12 protein-coding genes and 2 rRNA genes are annotated in these 14220 nt (G+C 40.8%); 7 read left to right on the forward strand and 7 right to left on the reverse strand.

The window, feature by feature from the left end:
- Positions 1–99 precede the first annotated feature (99 nt).
- The gene (locus EHS15_RS02590) at positions 100–2100 is read left to right on the forward strand and encodes a helicase-associated domain-containing protein (RefSeq protein WP_135758979.1); all 2001 of its coding nucleotides are present in this window, start codon (positions 100–102) and stop codon (positions 2098–2100) included.
- A gap of 38 nt (positions 2101–2138) precedes the next feature.
- On the opposite strand, the gene EHS15_RS02595 is transcribed toward EHS15_RS02590, so the two are convergent.
- The 6 genes from EHS15_RS02595 to EHS15_RS02620 all read right to left on the reverse strand — a co-directional run bounded on the left by EHS15_RS02595 (position 2139) and on the right by EHS15_RS02620 (position 8503).
- The gene (locus tag EHS15_RS02595; RefSeq protein ID WP_135758980.1) at positions 2139–2432 is read right to left on the reverse strand and encodes a hypothetical protein; all 294 of its coding nucleotides are present in this window, start codon (positions 2430–2432) and stop codon (positions 2139–2141) included.
- A gap of 45 nt (positions 2433–2477) precedes the next feature.
- The gene (locus EHS15_RS02600; RefSeq protein WP_135758981.1) at positions 2478–4181 is read right to left on the reverse strand and encodes an apolipoprotein N-acyltransferase; all 1704 of its coding nucleotides are present in this window, start codon (positions 4179–4181) and stop codon (positions 2478–2480) included.
- Positions 4182–4272: 91 nt separating this feature from the next.
- A complete protein-coding gene (locus EHS15_RS02605; protein WP_135758982.1) occupies positions 4273–5322 on the reverse strand; it encodes a lipase secretion chaperone in 1050 nt (349 codons plus the stop codon).
- Positions 5323–5446: 124 nt separating this feature from the next.
- On the reverse strand, positions 5447–6376 hold the full coding sequence (locus tag EHS15_RS02610) for an esterase/lipase family protein (RefSeq protein ID WP_135758983.1): 930 nt from the start codon (positions 6374–6376) through the stop codon (positions 5447–5449).
- 241 nt (positions 6377–6617) lie between these two features.
- Entirely contained in the window at positions 6618–7103 is a 486-nt protein-coding gene (locus EHS15_RS02615) for a GNAT family N-acetyltransferase (protein ID WP_135758984.1), read from the reverse strand.
- On the reverse strand, positions 7103–8503 hold the full coding sequence (locus EHS15_RS02620) for a glycine--tRNA ligase (RefSeq protein ID WP_167884136.1): 1401 nt from the start codon (positions 8501–8503) through the stop codon (positions 7103–7105). Before EHS15_RS02620 ends, EHS15_RS02615 begins: the two co-directional genes overlap by 1 nt.
- A gap of 61 nt (positions 8504–8564) precedes the next feature.
- Here EHS15_RS02620 and EHS15_RS02625 point away from each other — a divergent pair, with 61 nt between their 5' ends.
- Together EHS15_RS02625 and EHS15_RS02630 are read left to right on the forward strand one after the other, a co-directional pair.
- Complete coding sequence (locus EHS15_RS02625; protein ID WP_135758986.1) at positions 8565–10376, forward strand: energy transducer TonB; 1812 nt, start codon at positions 8565–8567, stop codon at positions 10374–10376.
- Positions 10373–11149: a PrsW family glutamic-type intramembrane protease gene (locus EHS15_RS02630; RefSeq protein WP_135758987.1), complete on the forward strand. Its 777-nt coding sequence runs from the start codon at positions 10373–10375 to the stop codon at positions 11147–11149. Before EHS15_RS02625 ends, EHS15_RS02630 begins: the two co-directional genes overlap by 4 nt.
- Here the strand turns inward: EHS15_RS02630 and EHS15_RS02635 are convergent.
- Positions 11089–11553 (reverse strand): GyrI-like domain-containing protein, encoded by a 465-nt coding sequence (locus tag EHS15_RS02635; RefSeq protein WP_135758988.1) that lies wholly within the window; start codon positions 11551–11553, stop codon positions 11089–11091. The genes EHS15_RS02630 and EHS15_RS02635 overlap by 61 nt on opposite strands.
- Before the next feature lie 91 nt (positions 11554–11644).
- Here EHS15_RS02635 and rrf (EHS15_RS02640) point away from each other — a divergent pair.
- From rrf (EHS15_RS02640) to rrf (EHS15_RS02655), 4 genes are all read left to right on the forward strand, one after another.
- A 5S ribosomal RNA gene (gene rrf / locus EHS15_RS02640) occupies positions 11645–11761 on the forward strand.
- A gap of 641 nt (positions 11762–12402) precedes the next feature.
- Complete coding sequence (locus tag EHS15_RS02645) at positions 12403–12918, forward strand: hypothetical protein (RefSeq protein ID WP_135758989.1); 516 nt, start codon at positions 12403–12405, stop codon at positions 12916–12918.
- Between the two features lie 130 nt (positions 12919–13048).
- On the forward strand, positions 13049–14008 hold the full coding sequence (locus tag EHS15_RS02650) for a hypothetical protein (RefSeq protein ID WP_135758990.1): 960 nt from the start codon (positions 13049–13051) through the stop codon (positions 14006–14008).
- Between the two features lie 61 nt (positions 14009–14069).
- Positions 14070–14186: ribosomal RNA gene (rrf, locus tag EHS15_RS02655) — 5S ribosomal RNA — on the forward strand.
- Positions 14187–14220 lie beyond the last annotated feature (34 nt).

The raw sequence follows: 14220 nt of genomic DNA on the forward strand, positions 1-14220 counted from the left end.
CCGAGTGAGGTCCGAAAACGAGAAAAATCCCTTCCTTTCCTCCAAATGAATTAGAGTTGCAGGATTAGGTGACCTCTAAAAACTAATCAAATCACCCCCATGAGCCAAGAGAGTGTATTGTACCAAGAGCTAGAAAAGCTCGATTTGAACGAAATCAAGAAGATTGCGACTCTTTGGAACATCCAGAAATTGCCAGGAAAGGACAAAAAGTCCACAATTCTGGGCCTAATGGAGATTTTTCAGAACGAATTTTACCTCAAAGGGGTTTTGGAGAAGTTCACTCCTCTCCAAGTCAACATTCTCACTTCCATTCTCAAGAACAAAGGGGTCATGACCCTGGGGGAAATCTCCCGAAAAGTAAACATCCCTCCTATCAACGTGGAGATGGAACTGAATGTTCTACGCAAATACTACCTGGTCTACCAAAGAAAGAACAGGGAACGTCTTACTAATAATTTAGATAAATACCATGCTTACGATGAGTATCTCAAACTCATCAAAGTAGAATCGAATCCTAAGGGCGAAAAATTCAAATTTTCCATCGAAAAATCTCTGAACAAATCCACTTATGCGGAGATTCCTAACGAGTGGAAAGACGCGACAGGAGCCAAAAAACAAGACACTGTCGAAAACTTTTTAGTCCATGCTCTCTCCAAAGAAGTTCTCCAAAAGGTAATAGATTCTTTAGGCGATTTCGATCGCGATGTGCTTCATAAGATCTACACTCATGGCGGTGTCATTGAAGCGGATACAATCCGTAACTATATCACAGTCAATAGAGGTAAGTTCGAACAATCTATCCCTCTTCTTGCTTCTTTATATCTGATTCGAGACATCTATTATGTGGAAGACAAGTTCATTCGTGTGATTGTCATCCCTAAGGAAATTCTCGATTTCCTTCAGTTCTCTCCGATTTTACCTCCTGTTAAAAAAGGAACTAGAGTTCGTCAGGAAAAAATCAGTGCGAACGGTTTGGACTTCTTCCTAAATGTTAAGAAATTAATTTCCTATATTTCCAGAAAGGGTTTGAATCTGGCTAAATCCGGCAAGATCAAACAAGCGGATCACAAACGCACCGAAACGGAACTACTTTCTCCTGATATCGAAATTTTTCCCGAGAAAAGCCAAGTTTATCAAATCGAACTTATACTTCCCATTTTAAAATTGTTAGGTTACGTCGACATCAAAGGTGAGAATGTAATCCTTACTAGCGAAACCGACGAGTTCCTCAAAAAAGATATTTTCGAGATTATGAAAGTGGTCATTCACGAAGTGAATGAAGCTCGCACAAGAAGACTCAGCCCACCTGAAGTGTTCACTGCGGCGGAAGTTCCTTTTTATGAAAAAGGAATTTTAGACAAAACTGTGAAGCTGATTATGGCTCACGGAAAAATCAATGTATCCGTCATTTTTTCCCATATCGTAAGAGATCATTTGGTATTCGCACCGACTTTTCAAATCAAAACTTACGAAGAAGATCTGGCTGATCTTAGAAAAGAAATTATTTCCGCTATCTTTTACTTACAATTATTCGGTCTTATCGAAGTAGAGTATCCTCAACGAAACCTTAGTTTGGCGGAGTTAGGAAAACATTATTTCAATCACGATCCTCTCGCTACGCTTACGGAAAAAGGCGGGATCACGATCAACCCGGACTTCTCGATCATCGCTTTCCCGGATCGAGTTTCCATCAATGGAATTCATTTATTAAAAGCTTTCTGTGAACTGAAAGATTACGACAGAGTTTATACTTTCGTTTTGACCAAGGATTCCTTCCAGTTGGGAGTACTTCTCGGTTACGAAAAAGAAACTTTCGTTCAATTTTTAAGAGAATCCAGCAAAGCGGAATTGGCGCAAAACCTGCTCTTCTTGTTAGATGATTGGGGCAATAATTTGCCTATCGTCACAATCACGGAAGATTCCGTTCTTCTCAGAACGAAAGATGCTCAGGTGATGGAATTGCTTCTAGGTCAGATCAAAGGTAAAAAATTCGTTTTGGAAGAAGTGAGCCCGACAGGGATCATCATTGAAAAATCGAAGGTGATGGAAGTGATTGCGATTGCAGAGAAGCTCAATATGATCATTCGTCTGAATCGCTGATCTTTTTTGTTCTTAGTTTTTTAACTCGAAAGTTATTTCTATTTTTTCTCCGAAACGATTTCCGGATCTGTTACTTTGATTTTGGATTTGAATTCCCATTTGCGAAAAGGGGACACCGCATCGAGACGTTCCTGAGTCACAAAGAAGAGTCTGTCTCCGTATTTCACTAGTCCGCCTCTGTAATAGGCATATTTCGTTTTGTGATCGATGGTTCCCAGTTCTGTGACTTTATTCCAATCTTCGCAAGTTTTGAGAGAAGGTACCTTCCTTAAATGTAACTCTTTAATTGAATTTTCTTTTACTGCGTCGCGAAGGACTTTTTCCCATTCCATATTCGAATAGCCTTTCTTGCCTTATGTAAATTTCAATTTCATTTTTTAATTTTGCTTCGAAAGAGGAAAAAGACCTCTTGCGGCCAAAAATGCAAAAATTAGACTCAAACCCGCAATAATTCGGAAAGGATAGGGTCCTAAATTCCGAAAGAGAGTGGGAATCCCTCCCCGAATGATTGGGATATTTACGTAGATGATCGCTTCTTTTTCGAAGGGGCTTGCTTCTACGATTTCTCTTCCCCAGGGATCGAAGATTTGAGTCACTCCGGAAACCGCCGAACGTACTATAGGTGTTCCCGTCTCTATGGCTCTCATCATGGCAGCTCCCGAATGTTGGTAAGATTCTCTTTCCGATTGAAACCAAGAATCGTTTGTCAGATTGACGATCAAGTCGGGGGCGGAACCTGTTCCGTATCGTTTCTGCACCAAATCGGGATCCATAACCTCATAACAAATCAATGAAGAGATAAAAAATTGAGAAGTCGAAAGAGTTAGGCCTTCTTTCGGAACAGCTTCCGATTCGAAAAGGGAGACCGGATTTAGGATCAAATCTTCGTTCTCGGAAATCCTTTCGATTAGGTTTCTGTTTGTCCCAGGTATATTTCCGCTTTTAGAGAGTACGAACATCCCAGAGTTTTTACCTTCCTTATGGGAAGAAGCTTCCGGAAATATATTTCTCAGGATCGGCAGGCTCGATTCGAAAGGAAGGTATTCTCCGAAAGGGAGGAGTTTTTGTTTGTAATATCTTTCCACAGATTGCCTTTCGAAATTGAGAAGACCTGCGCTGTTCCTAGTTCCATCATCTAATATAAGTTCATTGAATAGAATGGTAGTGTTTCCCGTTTTGGAAAGGTATTCCAGAATTCCTAAGAATGTGGAAGAATAGGTTTCTTTCGATTCTTCCTTTTGGGATGTTCCATGAAAAGGAACGCTGGATTCGGGAAAAATCAAAAGATCGATCGCTTTAGGAGAACGAAGGATCGCCTCTTTTCCCATATCCAAAACGGTTTGTAATGTTTTGCCTATATATTCTTTATTTTCTCTAAGTTCCAATTTCGCAAAACTAGGATTAGGTTGTATCGCTGCCGCGAAAATTTCCCCTTGGGTCTCAGGAGTTCTGAATAGGACCAGTACATCGTAGGATAAAATCAAAAGAACAGTGCTGATCAGTGCGATATTCAATTTGCGAAATGCAGTAGAAGGATTCGTTTGTTTCCCTTTCGATTTATTTTCTCGATAGATGCGAAAGAAATGGTAGGAGGTTGCTGCGAAAAACCATCCTACCGCACCTAAACCTTCCACTCCCGCCGCACTTGCAAACTGACGTAAGATGGAGTTCCCTCGAAAAAAATCTCCCCAATAGACTGGAAAAATCATAGGGCTCAACCAATCGCTGATCAAGGAAAGGGAAGGGTATCCGATGATAAGGAAAAAGGTGTAAGGAAGTTCTTCTTTTCTGAATCTTTCGAATGCCCATTTTCCTATATAAAAAAAGAAGATTTTATAAAAAGAGAAAAGCCCGTAGACTAGAAAACAAATGCATACTACAGGCCAGCTTGCACCTGTTAAATTTTGTGCGGCAGTGAAGATCCATGTGAATGCGAAGATTGTGATGGAAAAGGAAAATAAAAATCCATAAAACAGGATCGATTTGAAACTTGTTTCCCCGGTGATTGTTTCCAAATGACGGATGAGAACCCAAAGACCTAACAGACTGCATAGACTGGAAGCGATGGGATCTAATCCCAAGGCCAGAAAGATAGTGGCCAAGGGGATGGTGAGTAAAGTTGGGAAAGATTGTTTGTGTTTCAGGATAACTTCCTTAGTTAGAAAAGAATTTTTACTCTGTTAGTTCCTTCATATTCTTTTCGTATTCTTGTCTGCGTGTATATTCTTCCGCAAGTTCTTTGCTTCCTAAGATTTGAGTTCTCATCTCTAATAGTTTTTTTTCTTTTTCTTTCTCAGGTAGGTTCGGATTTTTTCTGAGATATTCCTCTTCTTCTTTGGCGAGTTTTTTCTCTCTTTCCTCTTCTTCCTTCATGTCTTTTAAGACTTTTTCCATCCTTTCGTTTCCGTCTTTTCCAAAGTAACGAATTCGAATTTCTTTTTCTTTTGTATCTCTTTGGCTAGAATCCAATTTGGAAAGTTCTATATTTCTTAATTCCATTTCGGTTTCAAATTTCCCGAACTTAGGTTCTCTAGCTTGTACAGATTCGTAATAGTTGCCGAATGTTTTTTTTCTAAACTGATCGTATTGACGGATCCTTTCGTCTCCGCTTACGTTTTTGGTTTCATCTAAGAATTGTTTTCGATTGAAACTAAATTCGGCAGTGGTTTCTTCTAGGCCGAAAACTAAGTTTGCATCGTCATTGGAAAAAAATTTCCTTCTGAAGTTTTTCACCAATTCGTATTTTTCTTGGTTGGAAATATCTTTAGGAGTTTCGAATTGAACCATTGCTTCTTCGTAACGAAGGTATCCGTTCAGGAGGGTCATCAGATGTTTTGCTTCTTCTTCCGAATATTGGTTTTTTAGGAAAGCTTTGATATATTCATTGCATTGTTCTCTGGTGCTTCCTTCCGGGCATTGTCTTCTGAGGGTCCAAAGTTCGGAAACCAGATTGATTTCTCCCGATCTCACTCTGTCCATGATCTCGTCGAATCGGAGAAATCTTCCATCAGGTTGAAATAGATTTTTGGAACTTTCCAAGTAGTAGGGATCGACTTCGAATCCATCTCCCGAGCTGGAAAAATAAGATTGAGCTTTGTCATTTGGATTCTCCTCTTCGTTTTGGGTTTGTTCCGGGCTGCCGGAGAAGACTTTGATTAGGATCAGAATGAGAACCAAAGCAGAAAGAGAGGAGAGTAAGATTAGGATTAATTTTCTATTCATAACGATAAGATACAAAGTTTACAGCAGACAGTGGGGATTGGCAAGCAAATGCCGAGCTTTCTATATGCAAAAAAAAGGCCCAAAGCATTTGCTTTGAGCCTCTTCGAATCGAAGGGATTTGCGTTTATTGATTCGCTTTCATGTTTTTTCCCATATCAAGATAGAAACCTTCTACGTCGTACCAAAGATTTCCTGATTTGAGAGTGTTGGATACTTGCAAGTGGTCGATACCAGTGGTGAAGATTCCGTAAGAAGGACCACCTTTCCAAGTTCCCCATTTTTGAGATGAAAGTGGAACTAAACCATCGTTAGTGATTCCTTGTCCTTGGAAAAGACCACCAGCTGCACATGCAGGGTGAAGAAGTCCCATCAGAGGGTGTTGGATGAGGTCTGGAATTGTAATGCTGGAACCGTAAGAGAAGTATTTCACTCCAGATGCGTTTGGCGTTGCCTTGTTGAATGCAACAAGACCTTCTTTAGACAAAGAAGTCAATGCTGCCAATGCATTTTGTTGGTTGGTTCCACCGTAAACGATTTTTACCAAAGTTTCTACGATCACTGCTACGAAAGGTTGGATCCAGCTAGGGAGTACACCTTTTACGATATCAGCAATAGGAGAACCGTAGTGAGGAGTATTGAGAGTCGTTAAACTTGCTGTTTTAGAAGAAAGTCCTAAGTTAGAGATTGCATAACGAGTGTCCAATCCACCTTGAGAGTGTCCAAGGATATGGAATTTTCCAGTGTAACCGGAAGATGCTGCATAAGAAAGAACCAAAGTTTTGAATTGGTTTCCACGTACTTCGTTTGAGTTCGCTGCAGATTTAGAAGGAGCATAAACCGTTGCTCCTTGGCTTCTTAAGTAGTCATCCATTCCACCCCAATAGTTGATGATGCTGATGATACCACCTGAATTAGATCCCCAGCCAAAAAGACCGTGAGAAAGAACAATTGGATATGTTCCTGCAAGTGGTTTAGAAGAAGAGCCTGAGCTCGCAAAAGTAGGAGCAGTCAAGAAAGCTGCAACAAATAGGGCTAAAATTGCCTTACGATTCATATATTTTTCACCTCTGAATTTTCTAAGGAGAAAGTGTGTCAGATTATGACATGGTGTGCAAGGATTTTTTACACATGTGCCACTGATTTTTGAAAAAATTGTGGTACCTACCACGGATTATCATAAAAAATGCTATAAATGACATAAAATATTGGAGGAAGCAGATACTATAGAAGGTAGGAGTGCTTGTTCCTAGAGAACGAAGGAAGTTTCCCCAGGATTTCATTTTGATTTTGTAAGTTTATTTCACCAATTTCCGGTAGCGAACATAAAATCGTTCGAAATCGGAATGATCCCAAAAGGAAACCGCATCGGTATTTGCCAAAATGGCGCGCAGTTCAATGGCAAGGATTTGTTTTTCTTTGCACCAAAGATCCACATCTGCAAGAAGGGATTTCATATATCCCTTTTTCTTTTTGCCGTTTTTGGTCACCGCCAGATCGATAAATAAAGATCGTTCTTCTACCAAATGGGGTTTCTCTTCCAGCCTGCCGATGATGAGGGAAACTAATTCTTCTTCCTGACTGGGACCTTTTTCAAAGATTCCTTTCATATACACTTTCCCGGAGCCTAGAAGTTTAAAATAGATGTCTGTGAATTTTGTGGCCGCTCTCGGCCGGATGCTGAATACACCGTCTAAGGAGAGTTCATTTACCAAACGAAAGAACTGATTCACCAGTTCGATCGTTTGGTTTCTATCCGATTCTTTTAATTCTCTAAGAAGCACTACACCATTCTGTCGATGAGGTAGGATTTAATGGATGATATTGCGATTCTTTCCTGCTTCATGGAATCCCTTTCTCTGATGGTAACGGTTCCATCTTGCAAACTGTCGTAGTCTACAGTGATACAGAAAGGAGTACCGATTTCATCGTGGCGGCGGTATCTTTTTCCGATGGCACCGCTGTCATCATAATCCGCATACCAATGGTTTCTTAGATCTTGGTAGATTTCTTTCGCTTTTTCATCCAAACCGTCTTTTTTCATTAGAGGGAAAATGGCGACTTTTACGGGAGAAACTCTTCTTCCGAAATGAAGAACCGTTCTAATTTCGTCTTTCTCCAATTTTTCTTCTTCGTAAGCATCGCATAACACTGCGAGGAAGAGTCGATTGAGTCCAAGAGCAGGTTCTACCACGTAAGGAAGGTATTTCTTTTTACCATCCAAGTCGTTGTATTTCATATCTTCCGAAGAGAATTTTTCGTGTTGGGTTAGGTCGTAGTCGGTTCTGGATGCGACCCCCCAAAGTTCTCCCCATCCGAAAGGATATTTGTATTCGATGTCGCTTGTGGAATCACTGTAAAAAGAGAGTTCTTCTTTTTCGTGTTCTCTGACTCTTAGGTTTTCTTTTTTCAGACCTACCACATTCACAAGCCAGTTCATGCAATAGTCTACCCAGTATTTGAACCATTCTTTCTGAGTTCCTGGTTCGCAGAAAAATTCCATCTCCATCTGTTCGAATTCTCTCGTACGAAAAATGAATTGGCGCGCCATGATTTCGTTACGAAAAGATTTACCTACTTGGGCAATTCCGAAAGGAACTTTTTTACGAGCGATTTGAGCAATGTTTTTGAAATTGATAAAGATACCTTGCGCCGTTTCAGGACGAAGATAAATGTCGGTAGCTCCTTCTTCCGAGGCACCGTGAGAAGTTTTAAACATCAAATTGAACTGGCGGGCTTCCGTAAAAGTTCCTACTGAGCCGCAAGTAGGGCAGGCATATTGTTTTTCCAAAATGCGCGCAGTCAATTGCTCTAAGGTTTTTCCTGTAGCGGCACCTTCTCCTTCCTTATCTTCCAGGAACTTATCGACACGAACTCTGGCTTTGCATTTTTTACAGTCCATAAGAGGGTCGTTGAAATTGGAAACGTGGCCGGAAGCTTCCCAAACACGAGGGTGAAGTAAAATGGAGGAATCCAATCCTAAAACATCATCTCTGCGGTGGACAAAATATTCCCACCAAAGTCTCTTTAGGTTATTTAATACTTCCACTCCGTTCGGACCATAGTCAAATGTATTGGAGAGTCCCCCATAAATTTCAGATCCTGGGAAAACAAAACCTCTCCTTTTGGAGACTGCGACGATGGGTTTGAGTGACTGTTCTTCTTTCTCTTTCGGCTGTGCCATATCCGCCAAATTTTTTGTTTTCCATGAAAATTCAAAGTATTTTCCTTGAGAATGTCACCGAATGAACTCTGTAATTTCTAACCGAATGTCTCCCTGGATGCTGACAGGACTCAGTTTGCTGATTTGGATGTCCCCCATGTTCGATTTGGGGATTTTCTTCTCCATCGGAGTTTTATTTGCGTTTCCTCATTCTCTTCTGCTCAAGAGAAAAGCTCTGGCGATCATCTTAATCTATGTATCTTCTTGGATTCTTTTTTATCCTTTGGAGCTATTGCATCGTTTCGGACAGGAATGGGAGACCTTCCTCAATACAAAACTTGTGGAAGAGGATTATTCCTCCTTAGCCAAACTGGGGATTGTATTCTTCGTTGCCGTTCTTTTGTTTTTCAATTATGTGCATTCTTCTTCCCGGCAGAACCGTCGGGAAAAAATAAGAAATGAAAGTTATAAGCAGCGTTTCCCGGATCTTACCCGTCCGAAAGGAAAACCCATCAAGGATTCCCGATTCGATACATTTCTTCTGGTATTTTTTCTTTCTTTGTTTTTGACCTTAGGGCTGCATCTTCTGCTCGAAAAAATCCATCCGAGTGCCGCTAGAAATCAAATGGCTCCTTTGTCCGAGCTATTTCAGTTTTATTTCAATTATCTAACTTCCAATGCGATCCTGCTTCTTTCTTTTTCTAAACACAAAACTCCTTCTTTGTTTTCCAGATGGTTCCTTCGTTATCAAAAAGGAATTCGTTTGAGAGAGGCTTGGAAACAAAGTTATCTGAAAAATGAAAAATTCCCTTTTTTAAAGGAAATTGAAATCAGAAAAAGAGCATTCTTTCGCGATCGGATTTTACCGGGTTGGGGACATGTTTATGTAGAAGACTATTGGAGAGGATTCCCCATCCTGTTCGTCTCTCTTCTTCTTTGGTTGTTTTTTGCCGTTTGGACATTCTCTTATATCAGTCCCATCTTCGGATTACAATTCTTAGGTGGAATGGGGTTGAAACCCGGGATTCCTGACAAAGATTTTTTCATTACTTCACAAAACATCGCTTATTCTATAATGACCGTTTTGGGACTAGTGCTTTTATACGGTTATTCTTCCCATCTTTTAGGAAGAACTTTCTCTTTGGAGAACTTAGGCCTTAAAAAAGCGGGAGACAAAGAACTGGATCCCGTTTTCGAAGCGGGAATCAGAAGAGGGTTTCGAAATACTCTTCCCGTCTCTTTACTACTGCATTTGATTTTGATCTGTCTTGTTTTTATCATTCCTGTCACTTTGCAAAGATCCTCACAGAAAAAAGACAAAAGCAGTGAAAAATCGAATCACTTTCAGCCGGAGAAAATGGAGTTTTATTTCATCGATCCCAATGTTCCCGATCAAATGGAAGGTTTGAACGGGGGAGTCATTACGGGAAATGATGCCAAAGATGAGAAACAGGGCGAAAAGATAAGCAATGAGAAAACTGCAGATAACGGACCAAAGGCGGGATTCGTAAAAAGAATCAAAGGTAAAAAAGTTCCTCCCACATATTCCAATTATATTTCCGCAAAGATGAGAATTCCTGAAAGTTATATGGATTATTGGGCCAACGCTCCTCATCCATACTCCAGTGTGGTCGCTTATACGATCACTCAGGAAGGAGACATCATCGATATAGAAATGGTGGAAGGATCTTCCTATCCCGATCAGGATCTAAAAACATTACAATTGATTGAAAATTTAGGACCTCTGCTCCCTCCTCCGAATACAAAGAGCGACATTCGAGTGACTGAGCTTTTTTGGAACGGTCCGATTGATCCTGAATTCGTTCCCACTCCCTTGCAGAAAGAAATGATCAATCTTTTCGACGGCAGATATATGGAGGAACTTCCAGAATGAAAGAAACTCCTATCGGATTTACCGAATACATGATCGGAGCACTCACGATCCTTCCTTGGGCCTGTGTGGTATGGAAGGCATATCCTGAGAAAAAAACGGTTCGATTGGTCTCGGGAATTTTGATCGCATTGACACTCGGATGGATTTCCACTGAAATCATCACTTGGCTTCATCCGATTCTTTGGCCTGAAACAGATTTCAATCCTAAGAAGAAAGTAAGTATGTTGACTCAGACGGTTCATATTGCATTCATCCAAGCGGGAATTATGGAAGAGAGCGTGAAGATTTTATTTCTTCTATTTCTTACCGCTGCTTTAGGTTACGATTATAAAGAGAAAAAATTTCAGCCTCAAGTGGTGTTGTTTGCGGCGTTTATCGCTATGGGCTTTTCTTTGATCGAAAATTCCCTTTATATAGCAAGAGAGATTCCTGATAAAAAGATCGCCATCTTTATCGGAAGAACGATTCATTCTTCCAACTTTCATTTATTGATCGATCTTTGTTTCGCCTTGTTTATGTTGAAATCCAACGACAAGGAAAAAACGGATAGAATCACATATTTACTGTTAGCTTTTGTTCTGGCGGTTTTGCAACACGGTGTGGTCGATTTTCTTTTGATTCCTGGAGCGACTTTCGGCAATTGGATCGCCACAGCCATGTTTGTCGGAATTTGGGTTTGGATCGTAAGAGACTGGCGGATCTATGTAACCGCCTATTTACAAGAAAGAAAAACCCTGATCCCCGCTTCCGAATATTCTTCCCAATCCATTTGAAAGCTTCTCACCTTCGGGATTTCCGGATGATTCCAAATTTCTCCCCAAAATTTAGGAACTACTTCTTCCGGAGCTCCCGGTTGGATTGCAAAGTAACGACCGTTTTGCGCTTTTATATGCACAATCTCTAATCCAGGCAAAGCCTTTTGTTCTGGCGAAACGGAATAACCCAATAAGAAATCGTATAAACCTGTTTCGTCTTTTTCATAATTGAAATAAACGGCAAAGAGTGGATCGAATTTACGAATGACTTCTAGTTTTTTAGGAAGATCTTGTTTGTAGAACTCGGAATAAATCGCCGGAATTTTTATATCTGCTTCTCCCGGTGCATTTGAGGTTCTGATTTTCAAACCCATAACCGTAAAAGGTTCTGTGGATACGAGAGGTTCTCTCATGAGTGGCATTGTGAAAAAATATTCCCCCCAAAACTTTCTGCAATCATTTCCTAATTTTTTTCTTGCCTTCTCGCAATTCCTCATGACTATGGTAAATACTCCTGGTGATAATGGAGAGAAGGCCATACCCGTTCCCATTCCGAACACGGAAGTCAAGCTTCTCATCGCCGATGGTACTATTGGGTTCGCTCAATGGGAGAGTAGGACATTGCCGGGTTCGTCATTATCGTAATAGAAAGCGTTCATGTAAGTGAGCGCTTTTTTGTTTGTGGGCGTCCAAATTGACCGGCTAATGTCCTGCGACTCGCAGTAGCGGTCGCTGCCTCAAAAGTAGAGCAAGGTGTCTTGCTCTACTTTTTCCGGCATGATTGCCGGGTTAGCAATTATAGCCTTAACGAAAAAGCCAGCCGAAAGGTTGGCTTTTTTTATTTGTTCAGCATAGTAAGCATGAGAGCGAACCCATACTAGAAAAAGTCTGTTCGCGAAATGGGTGAGGCTTCAGTAGGAAGCCGAAGCCTGCTAGGATTTTTCGTAAGAAAAATAGGGGGGTGAACACGGATGATCGAGCAAGGCTCGGACAGGCACCCGCGGAGCGGAGCGGTGCCTGGGGGTGGAAGTAGGACATTGCCGGGTTAGTCATTATTGAATCCGAAAGCGTGGTCATTAGATCACGCTTTTTTTATGCCCGAAGGTTTTGTGTAATCGGCTAATGTCCTGCGACTCGCAAGCGGTCGCTGCGGATTGGCATATTGCCGGGTTAGCACTTATAACTCAAATCCATTGTAGGAACTCCTACAAAAATCCTTTCCAAACTTTTCTTTTTCTACCAAAAAGGATCTAGGTAGAAATTTCAAAAAAATGAAACGAAATCTTTCTCTGTTTGTGTGGGTGCTTTTATCCGTCGTTTTTTTGCAGGATTGTAAAAAGGAACTCAAAGGAAGCGAGGAAGATGCGCTTTTGCTCTCCGCACTTGCAGAGACAAATGATGCAGTTTGCAACGTATCTTCTAACGGAACTTCCATCGGAACCGTAACCGCTATTCAAGCCACAGGAGTTTCTTTATATCTGACTGGAACCGCATTGGGAACATACACAGTTGCAGCAGCCAGAGCACCAGGACTAACCACTGCTAAAACAATCACATTTCATAATCTCCCTGCATCGGGAGTGACTCTCCGTGCATATTCCGGTTCAGTTTGTTCTTTCGATTTGACGAATCCTGTTGTCGCATCCACATCAGCAATTACTTCCTCGTCTTCTTCAGGAACAACTATCTATACAATCTTCACACCTGGAGATTATTTTTTTAGTGTAACGGCTGTTTCAAATGCAGCAGGAGCGCTCATCGGCAATATTACAGTTTCCATTGAGTGAATCTGTTGAAAAAAAATTTAAATTTCAGCAAAAATATATTTCCTAACTTTTTCCCTAAGGAACCATTTTTATTTTTTTCTTGTCCAATACCTAGTAACATTACTAAGTTCTAGGAAATAGGTGTAAATATATGATATTCATTCGAAATGTAGCTTTTTTGCTTACCTTTCTGTTTCTTGCAGTCACTGGAATTTCCGCACAAGGAAAAGTGGAAGGAAACGCACTTCGCATCAAAGGCGGCCTTTTTTATGGCGGCGTAAAAACAGATTTTGAAAAAAGAAACCAAACTTCCGATATCTTTAGTTCAGCGGAAGTCAATCAAGATTGGAAGAACCACCGAGATTTGGATTTGATCAACGGCCTCGGCGTAGATTATTTTCATTCATTAAACTCTGGAGTTCTTTCTAATTTTTTTATAGGGATTCAATTGAATCGTTATGGTAGAAGTTATCAATGGGATTCTTTTTATCCTTTCGGGATCGGTAAAAAAGAAGGCGATTATTCTTTAAATTACACGGATATCAATGCAGGAGTTACTTTAGCTGTAGCACCTGGTTTCCGAATCCTTCCAAAATATGTGATTCGTTCTTTGTCTCAACAGTTGGATGGACAATACTTCGGATTGGGAAATCCTTCCAAGTATGGGTCTCAAACTAGAACGGCAGGAGGCCTTTCCGGGCTTTTGGGAGTGGGTTTTGAATATGATATTTCCGAATCTATCACACTCTTTGCCGATTTGTTAGTGTATGGTCCTTTTCTTTTCCGCTCCAAAGGAGAATACAATAACGAAAAATTCGAAATCGGAAACGGGTTTGCTACATTTTCAACTGCTAATGGTGGTTATACGTTCAGTTCTCAAAAGATATCGTTAGGCGGTAGTTTCGTATTGATGCCTGGACTCAGATTGAATGCGTCTTTGGAACAAGAAAGACTTCATTTGAAAGCGGAATCTCCTTTTGCGTTGAGCGTGACCACAGTCGGATTCAATACTTTGGGAACATTGGGAGAATATGTATCCGCAACTTCCGAAGATCGAATCAAAATCTCTGGAATTAAAATGGGAGTCAGCTACGATTTAGATTTCAAATAGTGAATCTTTTTTTATAAAGTTGCTTGACGAGAGAGCTCTTTGCTTTCATATGGTAAATACTCCTGGTGATAATGGAGAGAAGGCCATACCCGTTCCCATTCCGAACACGGAAGTCAAGCTTCTCATCGCCGATGGTACTATTGGGTTCGCTCAATGGGAGAGTAGGACATTGCCGGGTTAGCACTTATAACCTTAACGAAAAGCCAACCTAA

The sequence above is a fragment of the Leptospira idonii genome, assembly GCF_004770995.1.
GTDB classification, from domain to species: Bacteria; Spirochaetota; Leptospiria; order Leptospirales; family Leptospiraceae; genus Leptospira_A; species Leptospira_A idonii.